We start from the raw sequence: 16,300 nt of genomic DNA, 5'->3' as shown, positions 1-16,300 counted from the left end.
CTGCCCGATGACCGTCCGCCCGCGCCGCAGCGCGCTGTTCATGCCCGCCTCCAACGCCCGCGCCGTCGAAAAGGCGCGGACCCTCGATTGCGATGTCGTGATTCTCGATCTCGAGGATTCGATCGCGCCGGAGGCGAAGGCGGAGGCGCGCGATCATGCCATCACCGCTGCCGCGGTGGGCGGCTTTGGCGAGCGGTCGTTGCTCGTCCGTGTCAATGCGCTCGACACGCCGTGGGGTGCGGACGATTGCCGCGCGCTGGCGGAGGCCGGGTTCGAGGCGGTGGTCCTGCCCAAGGTGTCGGGCCCGGCTGGCCTCGAGGCGGCGCACGCGCTGCTCGGCGCCATGCCGATCTGGGCGATGATCGAAACCTGCGCCGGCGTGCTCGCGCTGCCGTCGATCGTGGCCGCCGCACCGGCCACTGGCCTGCAATGCCTGTTGGCCGGCACCAATGATCTCGCCAAGGAAATGCGCTGCACGCCGGGGCCGGAACGCACGCCGCTGCTGGGCCATCTCGCGATGATCGTCACCGCCGCCCGCGCGGCCGGGCTCACGGCGCTCGATGGCGTGTGCAACGTGATCGAGGACGGCGCCGTGCTGGCTGCCGAATGCGCGCAGGGGGCAGCATATGGCTTTGACGGCAAATCGCTGATCCATCCGGCTCAGATCGCCGCCGCCAATAGTGCCTTCGGCCCAGGCCCGGACGCGATCGCCTGGGCCGAACGGATCATCGCTGCCTTCGCGCAGCCGGAGAATGCGGACAAGGGCGTGATCCGCGTCGCGGGCGAGATGGTGGAGTTGCTTCACCTCGAACAGGCGCAGCGCATCGCCGCGCTGGCCGGCGCTATCCGAAAAAGCTGAACAACAAGGTCGCGTTCAGCCCGATCACCGTCGCGGCGATCAGCCAGGCAGTGATCTTCAGCCACAGGGGATTGGCCAGCGCGCCCATCTGGCGCTTGTCGCCGGTGAAGCTGACCAGCGGCACCACCGCGAATGGCAGTTGCAGGCTCAGCACGACCTGGCTCAGCACGAGCAGGCTCGTCGCACCCGAATCGCCGGCGATGGCCACGACGATCACGGCAGGGACGATCGCCAGCATACGCGTCACCATGCGCCGCAACCAGATCGGCAGCTTGAGATCGAGGAACCCCTCGGCGACGATCTGCCCCGCGAGCGTGCCGGTCACGGTCGAATTCTGGCCAGATGCCAGCAGCGCCACGGCGAACAGCACGCTGGCCGCACCGGCACCCAGCGTTGGAGAGAGCAGCTTATAGGCCTCGCTGATCTCGGCCACGTCAGTCCGCCCCTGGGTATGGAAAGCCGCGGCGGCGAGGATGAGGATCGACGCATTGATGAACAATGCCAGAGTCAGCGCGATAGTGCTGTCGATCGTCGCGTGCTTCACTGCGTCGCGCTTGCCCGCTTCGTCCTGGGCGAAGCGGCGCGTCTGTACGATCGACGAGTGGAGATAGAGATTGTGCGGCATCACCGTCGCGCCGAGGATGCCGATCGCGATGTAGAGCATCGCCGGATTGGTCACGATCTCGGTCGACGGGACGAGCCCGCCCATGATCGCCGCGACGCTTGGTTGCGCCAGCGCGAGTTCATAGGCGAAGCAGCCGGCAATCACGATCAGCAGGGTGACGATGAACGCCTCGAGCTTGCGAAAGCCGAAGCGCTGGAGCGCCAGGATCAGCAGGACGTCGAAGGCCGTCAGGCACACGCCGGCGACGAGCGGCATGCCGAACAGCAATTGCAGCGCGATCGCGGTGCCGAGCACCTCGGCCAGGTCGCAGGCGATGATCGCCAGTTCGCACAGCACCCACAGGGTGAAATTGACCACTGGCCCGTAATTGGCGCGGCATGCCTGTGCGAGATCGCGGCCGGTGACGATGCCGAGCTTCGCTGACAGCGACTGGAGCACCATCGCCATCATGTTCGACAGCAGGATGACCGAGAGCAGGGTGTAGCCGAAGGCCGATCCGCCGGCGAGGTCGGTCGCCCAGTTGCCCGGGTCCATATAACCGACCGCAACCATATAGCCGGGCCCGGCGAAGGCAGCGGTCTTGCGCCAGAAACCGCCCTTGCCGATCGGCACTGCGACGGTGCGGTAGCTTTCGGAGAGCGAGGGGCGCTGCGGCCGCGCCTCGCTCATGCCATCGAACCCGGGCGAAGCAACGGTGGCTGAAGGCGGCGGCGACATGCGGTATCCTCTCGTATGCGCGTCACACCGTCAATCGCTGGTCGCACCCTGCGGTGCCGTCTAGAGGAGAACGCGGCCGGCGACAGCATCCAGTTTTGCCAGCATCGCCGGGTCGCGAGCCTCGGGCGCAGTGATCAGCGCATGATCGAGCACAGTGTCGAGCGGCGAAGGGGTGCGCTCTGGCGGCAGCGCAGCGACGAAAGCCAGCACTGCCTGGCGCGCGATCGTGCCATTGGCCGACATCTGCCTGATCACTTCGCTCACCTCGACGAACGCTGCCTCGTCGCGCCAGCAATCATAATCGGTGACCATGCCGATCAGCGCATAAGGCAGCTCGGCCTCGCGTGCGAGCTTGGCTTCGGGCATCGCGGTCATACCGATCACGTCGGCGCCCCATTGGCGATACAGCTGGCTTTCGGCCCGGCTGGAGAATTGCGGGCCCTCCATCGCCAGATAGGTCCCGCCCTTGGCGACCGTTCCGCCGGCGGCGCTGACCGCTTCGGCGGCGAAGGCGGACAGGCGCGGGCAGGTCGGCTCGGCCATCGAGACATGCGCCACCATACCGGGGCCAAAAAAGCTCGATGTCCGCGTGACCGTCCGGTCGATGAACTGGTCGACCACCACGAAATGCCCCGGCGGCAATTCCTCGCGCAGCGAACCGATCGAAGAGATGGCAAGAATATCGGTGCAGCCGACCCGCTTCAGCGCGTCGATATTGGCGCGGAAGTTGATGTGCGATGGCGGGATGCGATGGCCCCGGCCGTGGCGCGGCAGGAAGACGAGCTCGACGTCGCCGATCGATCCGAACAACAGGTCGTCCGATGGCGTGCCCCAGGGTGTCGAGACATTGCCCCATTCGGGATTTTCCAGGGCATCGATCGCATAGAGGCCGGAGCCGCCGATGATGCCGATCTTCCACTTTCCGCTCATGCGATCTCCCCTTCCGCTTCCAGGCGGTCGAGCCACGCCTGGGCCTGTTTCGGTTCGCCCACGGCATGGGCCTTTACCGGCCCGCGTGACGCCAGGAATTGCTGGTGGAGGGCGAAGGGCTCAAGCGACAATTGCGCGCGTATTCCGTCGATCTCGTCGCCCAGTTCCACGAGGCCGCCGATCAGTGGGGCCGCCTTGGCCTGGGCCGATTTGTCCTGATTGTGGCCGAACAGCCCCCAGCGCCCGGCCGCCGTCAGTCGCAGCGCCGCGACAAGGGCGGTGCGATACGCTGCCTCGATCTCGATTCGCCGCTCATCGAGGCGCGCAAGGCGGTCAGCTTTGGCCATCGCCACTTCCCTAGATGGGATCGGGGGCGCGTCAACCGTGGAAGAAGGTGTCGGACTGAATCATCTTGCCCTCCGGACTGCACACCTTATCGATACTGCGCGGGATATTTGTCCGCCCGGGAGTCGTACATGCGTTTTGTCTTTGTATTTCTGCTGGCCTTGGCGTTCCCAGCTGTCGCTCAGGCGGCCGACCACATCATCGGCGATTGGGTGTCTCAGGACGGAAAGGGCATCGTCACCATCGCACCCTGCGGCAAGGCGCTGTGCGGACACATCACCCGACTGACCGACAAGGCGAGGACCGAAGGCCCGACAACGGACAGCAACAACCCCGATCCGGCCTTGCGCAGTCGCTCGCTGGTCGGCGTCAGGGTCCTGTCCGGCTTCACGCCGCAGAGCGACGGGCGATGGCAGGGCAAGATCTATTACCCGTTCCAGGGCAAGACCTATCGTGCCTATATCAGCCGCGATTCCGCCAGGAGCCTGAAGGTTCAGGGTTGCTGGCTGGTGATCTGCCGCACCGTGAAATGGCCGGCTGCGGACTGATCGTTCCTGCCTGGGTCGCCCAGGCGGATCAGACCACCTTCATGTCGGCGGCATAATGGTGCCAGGCGAAGATCGCCGCAGCGCCGCGGTGCGGGCGCCAGGCGTCCGCCATTTCGCGGGTGAGTTTCTCGCTCGGCCGTTCGGCATGACCGAGGATCCGTCCGATCTCGATCTGCACCGCCAGGTCGCCCGCCGGCCAGATGTCGGGGCGGCCCTCGGCAAACAACAGATACACCTCGGCCGACCAGCGGCCGATACCCTTGATCCGTACGAGCGCCGCGACCGCCTCCTCGTCATCGGGCGGAAGATTGTCGAGATCGAGCCGGCCGGTGGTAACCTCGTCGGCCAGGCTGCGGGCATAGCTTGCCTTTTGGCGCGACAACCCCGCCTCGCGCAGCTGTTCGTCGGTCGCACGTACGATGTTGCCGGGATCGTCGAGGCTGCCCACGACTCCCTCCAGCTTGCGCCAGACCGATTCGGCCGCCTTGGTGCTGACCTGCTGTCCGACGATCGTGCGCAGCAGGGTGGCGTACCCCCGGGGGCGGATTCGCGGCGGGGGATAGCCGGCGCGGTCGATCGCGGCAGCGAAGCGGGGTTCGCTCCCGGCCAGGATATCGAGCGCTGCACGCAGCTGTTCGGCGCTCAGGCCCATGGCGTCGTCCCTTGATTAGCGGCGCCGGGGGCGGCATGGCGACGCCAGACCCGCGAGGAGGAATTGATGCCCAAGCTTATCGTCGTGACCCGTGAAGGGGAAGAACGGGAGATCATGGGCGAGGCCGGGCTTTCAGTGATGGAGGTCATCCGCGACGCCGGGATCGATGAGATCCTGGCGCTGTGCGGCGGTTGCTGCAGCTGCGCCACCTGCCACGTCCATGTCGACCCGGAATTTGCGGCCAAACTGCCGAAGATCAGCCCGGACGAGGATGACCTGCTCGATTCGACATCGGACCGCGACGATCGCTCGCGCCTGTCATGTCAGATCGAGCTGACCGACGCGCTCGACGGCCTCAAGGTAACGATCGCGGCAGAGGATTGAGAACTCTCTCCCGCAAGCGGGAGGGGGTTTCGTTTACTTCGCCGCCGCCAGGCGCAACACGGCGCTCGGGGCGTCCTTGGTCAGCGGCGTCGCCTTCCAGATGATGGTCTTGCGGCCGCCTGTCGTCACGGCGCCGTCCTCGTTGTTCTGGCTGACGATCTCAGCATTCGTGTCGAGCGTGAAGACGCCGTCGAGCTGGCTTGACGCCTTGTCCATGCCCGGCATGCCCATGCTGCTGCTCTTGCTGTTTTCATTGGCGAAGGCGGGGGCCTTGATCCGCACCGTATTGTTGGCGCGCAGTTCGACCGCGATGAACGGGAACATGATCTCGGCATCGACATTGTACGGCCACAGGAAGCTGTGATCGAGCGTGCCCGAGATCGCATAATCGATGCTGAACTTGCCGTCGCCGAGATAGGTCACCTTGCGATAGCCCGTCTCCTTGGCGAGCGTCGCCGCGATCGTGCGGTTCTTGGCATCGGCCGCAGCCTTTTTGCTAGCAGCGTCCTTGCTGTCGTCCGCCTTGCCGTCCGCCTTGTCCTGGAAGGCGAGCTGCTGGAGCGTGGCCGTGCCGTCGCCGCTCGCCGGATCGGTCGCATCTTCCGCGGGTGTGTCGCCCAGGCCCTTCATCATGTCGTCGCCGATATCGAGCGCGACGACTTCGCCTACATAAGTAAAGGTGAAATGGCGATCGGCGTCGATGCGCAGCGTCGATACGAACTTGCCGGGGGTGAGCACGCAGCTCGCCAGGGCGAACGGCATCAGCAGCACAAGCGCGAGGCGCGACAGACGTGCGATCATTTAAAAATCCCCGGGTTCAGCCGCGTGTCGTCACTGCGTAGAGCGCGATGGCCGCAGCGTTGGACACGTTCAGGCTTTCGATTTTAGGCGAGATCGGGAGGCGCGCAAGCTCGTCGCAATGGGCCGCGGTGTTCTGGCGCATGCCTTCGCCCTCGGCGCCCAGCACCAGGGCGATCCGCTGCTGGCCGATCGCCTCGGCCAGCGTCTGATTCGCTTCGCCGGTCAGGCCGACTCGCCAGAAGCCCGCCTCGGCGATCTCCTCGAGCGCGCGAGCCAGGTTCACCACGCGGACCCAGGGCACGATTTCGAGCGCGCCCGAGGCCGAGCGCGCGATCGTCCCCGATTCGGGCGGCGCATGCCGGTCGGGCGTGATGATGCCGAGCGCATCGAACGCCGCCGCCGAGCGCAGGATCGCGCCGACATTGTGCGGGTCGGTCACCTGATCGAGCACCACCAGCGGCCGGCGGTCGTCCCGGCCCTGTTCGAGCAGGTCGCCGAGCCAGATATCCTCGAGCGGGTCGACCTCGGCCACCAGCCCCTGGTGCGGCGCATCGCCGGGCACGAGCCGCGCGAGATCGGTGACGTCGGCAAAGGTGATCGGGATCACCGGCGGGATGTCGAGCGAGGCAAGCGCCTCGCGCGTCGCCCATAATTTGCGGACGATACGTTCGGGATTGGCGAGCGCGGCGGTCACCGCATGGCGTCCCCAGAAACGGGGGCGGCCGACAGGCGCCTTGGAGGGGCGATGTCCTTTGCGGGCCATCTAGTTCCTCCACCGCAGGGGGAGGGGCGTGGACTGGGTCATGGCAATATCAATCATCATCATTGGTGTAGGCGAACGGATCGGTCACGACCGGCTCGGTCGGCAGCGGCGGCCGCGGCAGCGCCTTGTCGGCATTGGCGGCGTTGGCGAGGAACGAGGCCAGGATGATCGATCCCTGGCGCATGTCGTCGCCCTTCAGATGGTCGAAGGTGTCGATGCTCGTGTGATGCACGCGGCTGCCATAATCGAGCGGATCCTGGATGAACTGGAAGCCGGGCACGCCGACCGCCTGCATGAAGACGTGATCGGTGCCGCCTGTCTTGCGGATCACCACGTCCTTGGCGCCCATGCCCGCGAACGGCGCGAGCCAGTCGCGGAAGATCGGCGCGACGGCCTGGTTGTTCTCGACATAGATGCCGCGGATCTTGCCCGATCCGTTGTCGAGGTTGAAATAGGCGGCGAGATCGCCCCAGCCGGACCTGGGCGTGATGGGCCAGCGGTTCTGCCAGCCATAATAGCGCGCGAGGCCGGTCTGGACCGGATCGCTCGCCTTGCCGCGTGTCGCGAGATGGCTTTCGACATAGGCCAGGCTGCCGAGCAGACCCTGCTCCTCGCCAGCCCATAGCGCGAAGCGGATCGTGCGCTTCGGGCGGATGCCGCTGGCGGAAAGGATGCGCGCTGCCTCCATGATCATCGCCGTGCCCGCGCCATTGTCGGCGGCACCGTCGCCAGCCACCCAGCTGTCGAGATGCGCGCCGGCCATGACATAGCCCGCCTTGGGATCGCTGCCGGGGATTTCGGCGATGATGTTATAGGCTTTGGTATCGCTATCGTCGAAACGCACGTCGCTGTTGATCTCGAGCGTCGGGGCAGGGCCGCTCTTGGCGAGGCGGGCGAGGCGCCGATAATCCTCCGCCGCGATCTCGACGCCCGGCACGGCCTGGGTTTCGCCGGCGCCGAACAGATAGCCTTCGCCGTGGACGAGCTTGTAGTCGAGCCGCGACATGGTCGCATAGGCGACGGCGCCCTCGGCCTTCAGGAAGGCGTCGAGCTTCTTGGCGTAATCGAGCCGCTTCAGGCGGCGGTCGGCGGTTTCCGGATCATAGGTCGGCTGCTGATACTGGTCGAGCTTGGCCAGTTCGTCGGCAGTGTAGCGCTTGAACGCCGGTTCGCTCGGCTCGCTGCCACCGTTCGGCAGCGTGACGAGCACGATCTTGCCCTTCAGCTTCCCGCGCCATTTGTCGAAATCGCGCTCCTTCGACATCGGGGCGACGAAGACGGGCGCGCTGATCGAGCCGTTGGTGGAGGGCGTCCAGGCGATCGGGATCGCCGTCAGCACGATCGGGCGCGGCGTGAGCATGCGCACGCTGGCATTGTTGATCCACCAGCCGCGGCCGAAATCGAACCCTTCCTTGCGGACGTTCTTCAGGCCCCATTCGCTGAACTTCGCCTGGGTCCAGCTTTCCGCCTGGCGCATCTGCGGCGAATTGGTCAGGCGCGCGCCGATCACGTCGGACAGGTGCTGCGCGATCGGCATCACCTGGCTGCGCGTCGTGCCTTCGTCGATGATGCGGTTGACCTGGCCGCGATCGACCGCCTGCGAAAAGGCGGGCGAGGACAGAGCGAGCAGGGCAATGGCAAGCAGCGGCGAACGGCGCATTCGAAAGACCCCTGTGGCGTTGAAAGATTGTTACGAGGCCTATTCGCCGCCGCCGCCGCGCGCAAGGCCCGGCACGACGCGTTACCAGCCGTTGACAGCGCGCCGTTCGGTCGGCATTGGACCGCCTCGCTTTTTGGAGCGGCCCCAATGGACAGGTGGCCGAGTGGTTAAAGGCAGCAGACTGTAAATCTGCCCGGGTTTCCCGTACGCTGGTTCGAATCCAGCCCTGTCCACCAAGCTTCCCCGCAGGAGGCTCCCGGTATTTTTTCGACCCCGCGAATCTCCGACACTCAGGTGTCGGGCGAGTCGCTGCGCGCCTTCAGCCCGGGGACGAATCGCGTGCCAGCGCGGCCAGATCGTCCGGCGTGTTGATATTGGGCAGCGCGGGCGCCGATACGATGGTCGCGCCAGCCGTGACGGCCCATCGCCGCATCGACCGGTCGGTGGCGGTCGCGAGATAGGCGTCTAGCGCGTCGGCCAGGCTGGTCGGCCACAGCCCGACGATCGGCACGGTGCCGAGCATCGCGATGTCGCCGGCCGCCCGCAACCGGGCGACGAGGTCGGTGGGCAGCACCGGCATGTCGCAGCCGACCGTCGCTACCGCCGCGAAGCCGTGCGCATGGCCGTAGTGCAGTGCTGCGTTCAGCCCGCCCAAGGGCCCGAGGTCGTGCGCAGGCCGATCGGGGATCGCCGGCACGCCGCCCTCGGTCCCCGGCCGGCCAACAATGACAAGCCCGTCCACCTGCGGCGCAAGGGCGGACAGGACATGCGCGATCAGCGATTGGCCGCGCAGCTCGGCCAGGGCCTTGTCGCTGCCGAAGCGGCGCGACTGGCCGCCGGCAAGGATGGCGCCCAGGGTCCGTGTCACGCTGGCAATTCCAGCACGGCGTCGCCCCGCGCCAGCACGACGAGCCGCAGCCCGGCATCCGCCGCCCGCGCCACGGCGAGGCTGGTCGGCGCGGAGATCGTCACCAGCAGCGGGCAATTGGCCAGCGCTGCCTTCTCGACCAGCTCATAGGAGCAGCGCGACGAGAGCAGGGCGAAGCCGCCGTCCCAGTCCGCGCCAGCCCGGGCCATCGCGCCGATCAGCTTGTCGAACGCATTGTGACGCCCGACATCCTCGCGCACCAGGCTGACCTTGCCGTCCGCTGAGCACCAGGAAGCGGCATGGACTGCACCCGTCTCGCGGTTCAGCGGCTGCAATGCGCGCAGTCCCGCCAGCGCCGCGAAGATCGCCGCATCACCGGCCTCGCTCGTTGCCGTCACGCGGGGCAGGGGGCGGAGCGCCTGCTCCAGATTCTCGATGCCGCACAGTCCGCACGACGAATCGGATACGCGGTGGCGCACCCGCCCCAGCAACGTGTCGGTGCGCGACTCCTCCAGCGTAAGCCGCAGGATATGGCCGGCAGGCGAGGGGTGGTGATCGATGGCCAGGATCTGGTCCGCCCGTTCGACCAGCCGCTCGCTCAGCGCGAAGCCGGTCGCGAAATCCTCCAGGTCGGCCGGGCTGGCCATCATCACGGCATAGCCGATCCCGTTGAATTCGATCGAGACCGGCGCTTCCACCGCCACCGCGCGCGTGATCGGCACGTGCGCGCCGTCCGGCGTGATCCGGCTGAAGGCGACGGGCCCGGCGGTCTCGCTCATCCCGCGTCGGAGGGCGGCGCGCCGTCCGGGCCGGGCCCGAAATCGGTGGCCGGGGTCTGCGACGGCGCCTCGCCCCGGTCGCGCAGCATCGCGATGGCGCGGCGCGCGATCGCGTTCAGCCCGTCGCCGCCGCGATCGAGATGGGCGATGATCTGCGCGCACATCCCCGGGTCCCAGAAATGCCAGATATGGTCCCAGGTCGCGGTCGCTGCATTGGCGCCCTGCTGATGCTCCAGCTCGACCGCGATCTGGTTGGTCATCCGCACGAGCTTGTCGATCGTCGCGCTCATTCCGCGGCCACCGCCTCGATCCGCCGCGACAGGCGCGCGCGCTCCTCATAGCGTTCCTGCCAGTCGGTCGGCCCGTTGGAGCGGCCGACCTGCACTGCCGTTACCTTGTATTCGGGGCAATTGGTCGCCCAGTCCGAATTGTCGGTGGTGATGACATTGGCCTGGGTGCTCGGGTGGTGGAAGGTCGTGTACACCACGCCCGGCGCCACCCGGTCCGTGATCAGCGCGCGCAGCGAGGTGTCGCCGGCGCGGCTCACCACTTTCACCCAGTCGCCGTCGACCACGCCGCGCTGCTCCGCGTCGTGCGGATGGATCTCCAGCCGGTCTTCCTCGTGCCAGCGACTGTTCTCGGTACGCCTGGTCTGCGCGCCGACATTATACTGGCTGAGGATTCGCCCCGTGGTCAGCAGCAGCGGGAAGCGCGGGCCGGTGCGCTCCTCGGTCGCGACATATTCGGTGCGGACGAACTTGCCCCGCCCGCGCGCGAAGCCGCCGATATGCATCACCGGCGTGCCCTCGGGCGCATCCGTGTTGCACGGCCACTGGATCGAGCCGAGTTCGTCGAGCCGGGCGAAGGACACGCCGGCAAAGGTCGGCGTCACGGCCGCGATCTCGTCCATGATCTCGGACGAATGGCGATAGGCCATGTCGCAATCGAGCGCCTGGGCGAGCAGCTGGGTGATCTGCCAATCCTCATAGCCGTTCTTCGGCTCCATCACCTTGCGCACCAGCTGGATGCGGCGCTCGGCATTGGTGAAGGTGCCGTTCTTCTCCAGGAAGGTCGATCCCGGCAGGAAGACATGCGCATAATTGGCGGTTTCGTTGAGGAACAGGTCGTGCACCACGACGCATTCCATCGCGGCGAGCCCGGCCGATACGTGGCGCGTGTCCGGATCGGACTGGAGGATGTCCTCGCCCTGGATGTACAGCGCCTTGAACGTGCCATCGACCGCGGCATCGAGCATGTTGGGAATGCGCAGGCCCGGCTCGTCGTCGAGCTCGACGCCCCACAGATCCTTGAACATCTCGCGCGCCGCATCGTCCGAGACGTGGCGATAGCCGGAGAGCTCGTGCGGGAAGCTGCCCATGTCGCACGCGCCCTGGACGTTGTTCTGCCCGCGCAGCGGGTTCACGCCGACGCCGTCGCGGCCGAGATTGCCCGTCGCCATGGCCAGGTTGGCGATGGCGAGCACGGTGGTCGATCCCTGGCTGTGCTCGGTCACGCCCAGCCCGTAATAGATCGCGCCGTTGCCGCCGGTCGCAAAGAGCCGCGCCGCCGCGCGCAGACTGGCGGCGGGCACCTGAGTCATCAGCTCGGTCGCTTCCGGGCTGTGGCGCGGATCGGCGACGAATTCGGCCCAATCCTCGAATTCGGACCAGTCGCAGCGTTCGCGCACGAACGCTTCGTCGACCAGCCCTTCGGTGACGATGACATGCGCCATCGCGGTCAGCACCGCGACATTGGTGCCGGGGCGCAGCGCCAGATGCTCGACGGCCGCGATATGCGGCGATCGCACGATGTCGGTGCGGCGCGGATCGATCACGATCAGCTGCGCGCCCTGGCGCAGCCGGCGCTTCAGCCGGCTGGCGAACACCGGATGCCCGTCGGTCGGGTTGGCGCCGATGATGACGACGACATCGGCCGCCATCACGCTGTCGAAATCCTGCGTGCCGGCCGAGGTGCCGAACGCGGTCTTCAGCCCGTAACCGGTTGGCGAGTGGCAGACACGCGCGCAGGTATCGACATTGTTGTTGCCGAAGCCTGCGCGGATCAGCTTCTGGACGAGGAAGGTCTCCTCATTGGTGCAGCGGCTCGATGTGATGCCGCCGATCGATCGCTTGCCATATTGCGCCTGGATCCGTCTGAATTCGGACGCGGTATAGGCGATCGCTTCGTCCCAGCTTACTTCGCGCCACGGCTCGTCGATCGAGCCGCGGATCATGGGGTTGAGGATTCGCTCCTTGTGGTTGGCATAGCCCCAGGCGAAGCGGCCCTTGACGCAGCTATGCCCGCGATTGGCCTTGCCTTCCTTCCACGGCACCATGCGCACCAGCTCCTCGCCGCGCATCTCCGCGCGGAAAGTGCAGCCGACGCCGCAATAAGCGCAGGTGGTGATCACCGATCGGTCGGGCGTGCCGATCTCGACCACTTTCTTCTCGATCAGCGTCGCGGTCGGGCAGGCCTGCACGCAGGCGCCGCACGACACGCATTCGCTGGAGAAGAAGTCTTCCCCCTGGCTGGCCGAAACCTTGCTGCCGAAACCCATGCCGGCGATCGTCAGCGCGAAGGTGCCCTGAACTTCGTCGCACGCCCGCACGCAGCGCGAACAGACGATGCATTTCGACGGATCGAAATCGAAATAGGGGTTGGAGGTATCCTTGGCCTGGCCGAGATGATTTGCTCCGGTCGTGCCGTAGCGCACGTCGCGCAAGCCCACCGCGCCGGCCTGGTCCTGCAGCTCGCAATCGCCGTTGGCCGCGCAGGTCAGGCAATCGAGCGGGTGATCGGAGATATACAGCTCCATCACGCCGCGGCGCAGCTTCTTCAGTTTCTCGGTCTGGGTGCGCACCACCATGCCCGGCGTTACGGGCGTGGTGCAGGACGCGGGATAGCCGGCGCGGCCTTCCACCTCGACCAGGCACAGCCGGCACGATCCGAACGCTTCCAGGCTGTCGGTCGCGCATAATTTGGGGATGGTCGTGCCCATCAGCGCCGCGGCCCGCATCAGGGACGTGCCTTCGGGCACGCTGATGTCCTGGCCGTCGATGGTGATCGCCACCATCGTCTCGCTCGCGATAGCGGGCTTGGTGCCCAGGTCGATTTCGCCGCGCCATGCCATATCGCTACTCCGCAGCCACTGGCAGCGCGGTCGCGCCGCCGAAATCTTCAGGAAAATAATCGAGTGCGCTCAGCACCGGATAGGGCGTGAACCCGCCAAGCGCGCAGAGCGATCCGTACTTCATCGTATCGCACAGATCGCGCAGGATCGCGATATTGTCGTCGATCCGGTCGCCGGCGACGATGCGGTCGACCGTCTCCACGCCGCGCGTCGATCCGATGCGGCACGGCGTGCATTTGCCGCAGCTTTCGACCGCGCAGAACTCCATCGCGAAGCGCGCCATCTTCGCCATGTCGACGCTGTCGTCGAACACGGTGATCCCGGCATGGCCGATCAGCCCGCCCGCCGCGGCGAAGCTCTCATAGTCGAACGGCAGGTGGAACATGGATGGCGGGAAATAGGCGCCGAGCGGCCCGCCGACCTGCACCGCGCGCACTGGCCGGCCGCTCTCCGTGCCCCCGCCGATCCCGTCGACGAGTTCGCCCAGCGTGATGCCGAAACCCACTTCGTACAGCCCGCCATTGCGCACATTGCCGGCCAGCTGGATCGGCATTGTCCCCCGCGACCGGCCGAATCCGACCGCGGCATAGGCCTCGGGCCCGTTCGCCAGGATGAACGGCACTGCGGCCAAGCTCAGCACATTGTTGATGACGGTCGGCATGCCGAACAGGCCGGCGATCGCCGGCAGCGGCGGCTTGGCGCGGACCTGCCCGCGCTTACCCTCGATCGAATCGAGCAGGGCGGTTTCCTCGCCGCACACATAGGCGCCGGCGCCGACCCGCACTTCGAGCGTGAAGGGCGCGATCCGCGCCGCCGCGCGCTGGATCGCCGCACGCATCGTCGCCACGGCAAAGGGATATTCGGAGCGGATATAGATATAGCCATGGCCGGCGCCGACCGCATGGGCGGCGATCGCCATGCCTTCGATCAGGCAGAAGGGATCGCCCTCCATCAGCATGCGATCGGCAAAGGTGCCGCTGTCGCCCTCATCGGCGTTGCACACGATGAACTTTTCCGGGCCCTCGGCATCGAGCACGGTCTGCCATTTGATGCCGGTCGGGAAACCCGCCCCGCCGCGCCCGCGCAGCCCGCTTGCCTTCACCGCCGCGACGACTTCGGCCGGCGCCAGCGCTCGCGCTGCGTCGAGCCCGGCCCAGCCGTCATGCGCGGCATAATCTTCGGGATCGAGCGGATCGACAATGCCGCACCGGGCGAACGTGAAGCGCTGCTGCGAGGCGAAGAAGGGCAGGGCGGCGAGGTCGCCGATCCGGTTCGCATGGCTGCCGTCGAGCACGGCCGCCACGTCGTCCGGCCCCACCGGCCCGAAGCCGATCCGTCCCTCGGGCGTCTCGATCTCGACCAGCGGCTCGATGCGGAACAGCCCGTGGCTGCCGGTGCGCACCACCTCCACGCCCGCGGCGGCGAACGCAGCGGCCACGGCATCTGCGCCGAGCGCGACCGACGCCATGTCGCGGCTGATATAGGCGCGGGTCACGCGGTCACCTGCGCGACCAGCCGGTCGAGCGCCGGCCCGTCGATCCGCGCGACCGGCACGTCATCTACCAGCGCGCAAGGTCCGATCGCGCACAGGCCCAGGCAATAGACCGGCTCGAGCGTCACCTGCCCGTCGGCCCGGGTCGCGCCCATCGGCACGCCGAGCCGCTCGATCGCGGCCCGCTCGATCGCAGCACCACCACGCGCCTGGCAGCTTTCCGCCCGGCACAGCTTCACGACATGGCGGCCGGCGGGCTGGCGCCGGAAATCATGGTAGAAAGTGACGACCCCGTGCACGTCCGCCCGGCTCAGGTTCAGCGCCTCGGCGACGCGCGGCACCAGCGCATCGTCGATATGGCCGAATTCGTCCTGCAGGGCGTGCAGCAACGGCAGCAATGCGCCACGCGCATCGCTTTCATCGTCGGGCATCAGCCGCGCGATCGCTTCGACATGGGCTGCGTGGCCGACGGCCAGCGCGGCGCCCGAACGCTCGGTCTCGGTGGTGGTACGCATATGCCGCATTTACGCGCGACCGGGGCGCGTCCGTCAAGTTGACGATGATGATGTTTGATAGACAGCGTCTATCACGCGCCTCGTTCTAAGCCCCTCCCCTTCAGGGGAGGGGTGGGGGTGGGGCCTGGCCGTCTCACCGAGACCAGCGCTTGAGGATAGGCCCCACCCCAACCCCTCCCCTAAAGGGGAGGGGCTATCCGTTCAGGGGAAGGCCTGTGCTTTTCACCTAAGGATATCCGGCCCAAGCCCATGCGCCGCCGCCAGCGCAGCCTGCGCCAGCTGGCTCGACGGCGTCCGATCCAGCACGACCAGCCCCACCCGGCTCGCCGGAAACGGTTCCTCGAGCGGCAGGATTTGCGCCCAGCTGCCGGTCGGGATCAACGCGGCGTAGCCCTCCGGCACGATCGTCGAAAAGCCGCCCGCCTCCACCATCGCCAGCAGCGCGACATAGGAATCCGCGGTTGCCCGCGGATGCACCGCCATGCCACGCGCGGCGAGGTGCGCGTCGAAGATCCGGCGGTTCTGCATACCCTCGTGCAGCAGGCACAGCGGCTGGGCGATCACCTCGTCCCAGCCGATCGTCGTCAGCCCGTCCAGCGCCCCGCCCCGGCGGGTGACGAACATCCCGCGCTCCGCATAAAGCGGCGCCGCCAGCACCTGCGCCGGCGGTTCGTGATCGAGATAGGTGAGCCCCGCGTCCAGCTCGAACGCGGCGAGCGCAAGCTCGATCTCGCGCGAGGTCAGCGATCGCACCACGATCGAGATTTCGGGATGCGCGGCGCACAGCGCGCGGGCGAGATGCCCCACCGCCGGCATCGATGCCGGGATCGCGCCGAGCCGCAACGTTCCGCGCAACGGCCCCCGCGCGGTCTCGGCGGCATGTTCGAGGCCGTCGACCATCGCCAGCGCCTGCTGCGCCCAGGGTAGCGCGGCGCGGCCTTCCTCGGTCAGGCCGATGAAGCGCCGGTCGCGATCGATCAGCCGCTTGCCGAGTTGCGCCTCGAGCGCCGCGATCCCGGCCGACAGCGTCGGCTGAGTGACATGGCAAGCCGCCGCGGCCCGCGCGAAATGCTCCTCGCGCGCCAGCGCCACGAAATATTCCAGCAGGCGTAACTGCACGGGCTCACCTCCAGCCGGACCTGGCAGCCACTAGGGTAAAGCCCGGTTGGGGCGGGGCCATCTCTCCCCCGCTCGCCCTGAGCTTGTCGAAGGGCCGCTCTTTCTTCTGTATA

At 67.3% G+C, this 16,300-nt stretch carries 17 protein-coding genes and 1 tRNA gene; 4 read left to right on the top strand and 14 right to left on the bottom strand.

The window, feature by feature from the left end:
- Positions 1 to 7: 7 nt before the first annotated feature.
- Entirely contained in the window at positions 8 to 859 is an 852-nt protein-coding gene (locus tag U1769_RS19510) for an HpcH/HpaI aldolase/citrate lyase family protein (protein ID WP_332719375.1), read from the top strand.
- Here U1769_RS19510 and U1769_RS19505 read toward each other — a convergent pair.
- The 3 genes from U1769_RS19505 to U1769_RS19495 are packed head-to-tail and all read right to left on the bottom strand — an operon-like array spanning position 843 to position 3,478.
- Positions 843 to 2,201, bottom strand: coding sequence for an Nramp family divalent metal transporter (locus U1769_RS19505; RefSeq protein WP_332719373.1), 1,359 nt, complete (start codon positions 2,199 to 2,201; stop codon positions 843 to 845). The two genes, U1769_RS19510 and U1769_RS19505, sit on opposite strands and share 17 nt — an antisense overlap.
- Positions 2,202 to 2,261: 60 nt before the next feature.
- Positions 2,262 to 3,131 carry an S-methyl-5'-thioadenosine phosphorylase gene (locus tag U1769_RS19500; protein WP_332719371.1) on the bottom strand — a complete coding sequence of 290 codons (870 nt, stop codon included), beginning with the start codon at positions 3,129 to 3,131 and terminating at the stop codon, positions 2,262 to 2,264.
- Positions 3,128 to 3,478, bottom strand: coding sequence for a hypothetical protein (locus U1769_RS19495; protein ID WP_332719369.1), 351 nt, complete (start codon positions 3,476 to 3,478; stop codon positions 3,128 to 3,130). Before U1769_RS19495 ends, U1769_RS19500 begins: the two co-directional genes overlap by 4 nt.
- 129 nt (positions 3,479 to 3,607) lie before the next feature.
- On the opposite strand from U1769_RS19495, the gene U1769_RS19490 reads away from it, so the two are divergent.
- Positions 3,608 to 4,024: a DUF2147 domain-containing protein gene (locus tag U1769_RS19490; RefSeq protein WP_332719367.1), complete on the top strand. Its 417-nt coding sequence runs from the start codon at positions 3,608 to 3,610 to the stop codon at positions 4,022 to 4,024.
- Between the two features lie 28 nt (positions 4,025 to 4,052).
- On the opposite strand, the gene U1769_RS19485 is transcribed toward U1769_RS19490, so the two are convergent.
- On the bottom strand, positions 4,053 to 4,676 hold the full coding sequence (locus tag U1769_RS19485; protein WP_332719365.1) for a DNA-3-methyladenine glycosylase family protein: 624 nt from the start codon (positions 4,674 to 4,676) through the stop codon (positions 4,053 to 4,055).
- A 66-nt stretch (positions 4,677 to 4,742) separates the two neighbouring features.
- Between U1769_RS19485 and U1769_RS19480 the strand changes: the two genes are divergently transcribed.
- Positions 4,743 to 5,060: a 2Fe-2S iron-sulfur cluster-binding protein gene (locus tag U1769_RS19480; protein WP_332719363.1), complete on the top strand. Its 318-nt coding sequence runs from the start codon at positions 4,743 to 4,745 to the stop codon at positions 5,058 to 5,060.
- Positions 5,061 to 5,093: 33 nt separating this feature from the next.
- On the opposite strand, the gene U1769_RS19475 is transcribed toward U1769_RS19480, so the two are convergent.
- Genes U1769_RS19475 through U1769_RS19465 form a run of 3 tightly spaced genes read right to left on the bottom strand, consistent with a single transcriptional unit; the run spans position 5,094 to position 8,284 of the window.
- Positions 5,094 to 5,861, bottom strand: a complete 768-nt coding sequence (locus tag U1769_RS19475; RefSeq protein ID WP_332719361.1) for a hypothetical protein — start codon at positions 5,859 to 5,861, stop codon at positions 5,094 to 5,096.
- A 16-nt stretch (positions 5,862 to 5,877) separates the two neighbouring features.
- Positions 5,878 to 6,624, bottom strand: coding sequence for a 23S rRNA (guanosine(2251)-2'-O)-methyltransferase RlmB (gene rlmB, locus U1769_RS19470; RefSeq protein WP_332719359.1), 747 nt, complete (start codon positions 6,622 to 6,624; stop codon positions 5,878 to 5,880).
- A gap of 49 nt (positions 6,625 to 6,673) precedes the next feature.
- Positions 6,674 to 8,284, bottom strand: a complete 1,611-nt coding sequence (locus tag U1769_RS19465; RefSeq protein WP_332719358.1) for a M20/M25/M40 family metallo-hydrolase — start codon at positions 8,282 to 8,284, stop codon at positions 6,674 to 6,676.
- A gap of 149 nt (positions 8,285 to 8,433) precedes the next feature.
- On the opposite strand from U1769_RS19465, the gene U1769_RS19460 reads away from it, so the two are divergent.
- Positions 8,434 to 8,520 (top strand) — tRNA-Tyr (locus U1769_RS19460).
- 83 nt (positions 8,521 to 8,603) lie between these two features.
- On the opposite strand, the gene mobA is transcribed toward U1769_RS19460, so the two are convergent.
- From mobA to U1769_RS19425, 7 genes are all read right to left on the bottom strand, one after another.
- Complete coding sequence (gene mobA / locus U1769_RS19455; RefSeq protein ID WP_332719357.1) at positions 8,604 to 9,152, bottom strand: molybdenum cofactor guanylyltransferase; 549 nt, start codon at positions 9,150 to 9,152, stop codon at positions 8,604 to 8,606.
- Positions 9,149 to 9,931, bottom strand: coding sequence for a formate dehydrogenase accessory sulfurtransferase FdhD (fdhD, locus tag U1769_RS19450; RefSeq protein ID WP_332719356.1), 783 nt, complete (start codon positions 9,929 to 9,931; stop codon positions 9,149 to 9,151). The genes mobA and fdhD overlap by 4 nt, the downstream gene beginning before the upstream one ends.
- Complete coding sequence (locus tag U1769_RS19445) at positions 9,928 to 10,221, bottom strand: formate dehydrogenase subunit delta (RefSeq protein ID WP_332719355.1); 294 nt, start codon at positions 10,219 to 10,221, stop codon at positions 9,928 to 9,930. Before U1769_RS19445 ends, fdhD begins: the two co-directional genes overlap by 4 nt.
- On the bottom strand, positions 10,218 to 13,061 hold the full coding sequence (gene fdhF / locus U1769_RS19440) for a formate dehydrogenase subunit alpha (RefSeq protein WP_332719354.1): 2,844 nt from the start codon (positions 13,059 to 13,061) through the stop codon (positions 10,218 to 10,220). Before fdhF ends, U1769_RS19445 begins: the two co-directional genes overlap by 4 nt.
- Before the next feature lie 4 nt (positions 13,062 to 13,065).
- Entirely contained in the window at positions 13,066 to 14,556 is a 1,491-nt protein-coding gene (locus U1769_RS19435) for an NADH-ubiquinone oxidoreductase-F iron-sulfur binding region domain-containing protein (RefSeq protein WP_332719353.1), read from the bottom strand.
- Entirely contained in the window at positions 14,553 to 15,068 is a 516-nt protein-coding gene (locus U1769_RS19430) for a formate dehydrogenase subunit gamma (protein ID WP_332719351.1), read from the bottom strand. Before U1769_RS19430 ends, U1769_RS19435 begins: the two co-directional genes overlap by 4 nt.
- Positions 15,069 to 15,290: 222 nt before the next feature.
- Positions 15,291 to 16,187 carry a LysR family transcriptional regulator gene (locus U1769_RS19425; protein ID WP_332719349.1) on the bottom strand — a complete coding sequence of 299 codons (897 nt, stop codon included), beginning with the start codon at positions 16,185 to 16,187 and terminating at the stop codon, positions 15,291 to 15,293.
- Positions 16,188 to 16,300: the final 113 nt, after the last annotated feature.

The organism is Parasphingomonas zepuensis (assembly GCF_036663735.1).
Lineage (GTDB): Bacteria > Pseudomonadota > Alphaproteobacteria > Sphingomonadales > Sphingomonadaceae > Sphingomonas.
The sequence above is the reverse complement of the archived record's forward strand: the minus strand, read 5'-3'. Positions and strand labels throughout refer to the sequence as shown.

Excerpts from the sequence above, each read along its gene's own strand:
- U1769_RS19510 (WP_332719375.1), top strand. The coding sequence starts at position 8 with ATGACCGTCCGCCCGCGCCGCAGCGCGCTGTTCATGCCCGCCTCCAAC.
- U1769_RS19505 (WP_332719373.1), bottom strand. The coding sequence starts at position 2,201 with ATGTCGCCGCCGCCTTCAGCCACCGTTGCTTCGCCCGGGTTCGATGGC.
- U1769_RS19500 (WP_332719371.1), bottom strand. The coding sequence starts at position 3,131 with ATGAGCGGAAAGTGGAAGATCGGCATCATCGGCGGCTCCGGCCTCTAT.
- U1769_RS19495 (WP_332719369.1), bottom strand. The coding sequence starts at position 3,478 with ATGGCCAAAGCTGACCGCCTTGCGCGCCTCGATGAGCGGCGAATCGAG.
- U1769_RS19490 (WP_332719367.1), top strand. The coding sequence starts at position 3,608 with ATGCGTTTTGTCTTTGTATTTCTGCTGGCCTTGGCGTTCCCAGCTGTC.
- U1769_RS19485 (WP_332719365.1), bottom strand. The coding sequence starts at position 4,676 with ATGGGCCTGAGCGCCGAACAGCTGCGTGCAGCGCTCGATATCCTGGCC.
- U1769_RS19480 (WP_332719363.1), top strand. The coding sequence starts at position 4,743 with ATGCCCAAGCTTATCGTCGTGACCCGTGAAGGGGAAGAACGGGAGATC.
- U1769_RS19475 (WP_332719361.1), bottom strand. The coding sequence starts at position 5,861 with ATGATCGCACGTCTGTCGCGCCTCGCGCTTGTGCTGCTGATGCCGTTC.
- rlmB (WP_332719359.1), bottom strand. The coding sequence starts at position 6,624 with ATGGCCCGCAAAGGACATCGCCCCTCCAAGGCGCCTGTCGGCCGCCCC.
- U1769_RS19465 (WP_332719358.1), bottom strand. The coding sequence starts at position 8,284 with ATGCGCCGTTCGCCGCTGCTTGCCATTGCCCTGCTCGCTCTGTCCTCG.
- fdhD (WP_332719356.1), bottom strand. The coding sequence starts at position 9,931 with ATGAGCGAGACCGCCGGGCCCGTCGCCTTCAGCCGGATCACGCCGGAC.
- U1769_RS19445 (WP_332719355.1), bottom strand. The coding sequence starts at position 10,221 with ATGAGCGCGACGATCGACAAGCTCGTGCGGATGACCAACCAGATCGCG.
- fdhF (WP_332719354.1), bottom strand. The coding sequence starts at position 13,061 with ATGGCATGGCGCGGCGAAATCGACCTGGGCACCAAGCCCGCTATCGCG.
- U1769_RS19430 (WP_332719351.1), bottom strand. The coding sequence starts at position 15,068 with ATGCGTACCACCACCGAGACCGAGCGTTCGGGCGCCGCGCTGGCCGTC.